Origin of the sequence: Pseudomonas sp. 57B-090624 (genome assembly GCF_003234055.1) — a bacterium.
GTDB lineage: Bacteria > Pseudomonadota > Gammaproteobacteria > Pseudomonadales > Pseudomonadaceae > Metapseudomonas > Metapseudomonas tohonis.
Genome location: NZ_QKRU01000176.1, coordinates 1 through 1,298, shown reverse-complemented (window position 1 = coordinate 1,298; position 1,298 = coordinate 1). Strand labels below are relative to the sequence as shown.

Sequence of the window (1,298 nt, the reverse complement as noted above, 5' to 3'; positions counted from 1 at the left end):
CCGGTATGACTCACCCACATAGGTGACAAATCGGTTCAACCACATGGGTAACAGTTTTTAACCTAGCGGGGTTCCCTCCGGAGGGTGCCCCATGCCTTGGCGAGAGCTGAAACCTATGGACGAAAAAGTATTGTTCATCGCTGATTACCTCAGGCAGGTGAGCAGCTTCACTGGGCTTTGTGAGCATTTCGGTATTAGCCGCAAGACAGGCTACAAGTGGGTTGAGCGTTACAAGCAAGCCGGCATGCAAGGGCTTGCCGAGCAGAGCCGAAAGCGTCACGAGCAGGAGCGAACTCCCTATGTCATTCGCGAGTACATCCTCGACTTGCGACGGCGCTCGGAGGTTGAGCTAGGGCCCAAGAAAATCCAGGCGCTGGTTGAGCGACGTTACCCCGGCCAGAGTCCCTCCAGGACCACGATCTACACCATCCTCAAACTGGAGGGCCTTATCGCCCCCCGACGAGTTCGCCGCCGGGTACCGAGTTATCCAAAACCGCTGAAGACGACCCACGAGCCCAATGAGCTCTGGAGCGCAGATTACAAAGGCCAGTTTCTGACCCAGGACGGTAAATGGTGCTACCCCCTGACGGTTATGGATCATGCCAGCCGATACCTCCTGGCCTGCGAGGGCATGGCAGGGACACGACTGGAGGAGACCAAGGCAGCCTTTGAGCGGCTGTTTCGTTGCCATGGGCTGCCACTGCGCCTGCGGACCGACAACGGAACACCGTTTGCCAGTACGGGCAGAACTGGCCTGACCCAGCTATCGATCTGGTGGCTACGTCTGGGGATCATTCCGGAGCGCATAGCCCCGGGGCGGCCTGAGCAGAATGGGCGGCATGAGCGCATGCACCGAACCTTGAAGCGAGCAGTCACCCAGCCTGTGGCGGCGCACATGGCAGAGCAACAGCAGCGCTTCGATGAGTTCATTCAGAACTACAACCAGCAGAGACCTCATGAGGCCCTGAAGCAGCAGACACCCAGCCAGTGCTACAAGGAGTCACCACGTACTTATCCAGAACAGTTGCCGGAGCTGACGTATCCGGGCCATGTCGAAGTCTATCGGGCAGATTGCAACGGCATCCTCAATCGAAGGGGACTACGTATCTACGTAGGGCACCTGCTCAAGCACGAACAGATTGGATTGGAGCAGATTGGTGAAGAACTCTGGGCCGTGCATTTCGGCCCGGTTGTGATTGGTCGCGTAGATGAGCAAGAGCAGAAGGAGGGTTATCTATCCTTGAAAGTGTCACCCATGTGACTGAACTCTTTTGTTACCCATGTGGTTGATCCATACA

General features: G+C 56.9%; 1 protein-coding gene. It reads left to right on the top strand.

What is annotated here, in order from left to right:
• The first annotated feature begins 91 nt into the window (after positions 1-91).
• Positions 92-1,261: an integrase core domain-containing protein gene (locus DMX10_RS32235; protein WP_111264892.1), complete on the top strand. Its 1,170-nt coding sequence runs from the start codon at positions 92-94 to the stop codon at positions 1,259-1,261.
• Positions 1,262-1,298: the final 37 nt, after the last annotated feature.

What these genes read in the sequence shown, in the direction of transcription:
- DMX10_RS32235 (WP_111264892.1), top strand. Translation starts at nt 92, where the DNA reads ATGCCTTGGCGAGAGCTGAAACCTATGGACGAAAAAGTATTGTTCATC.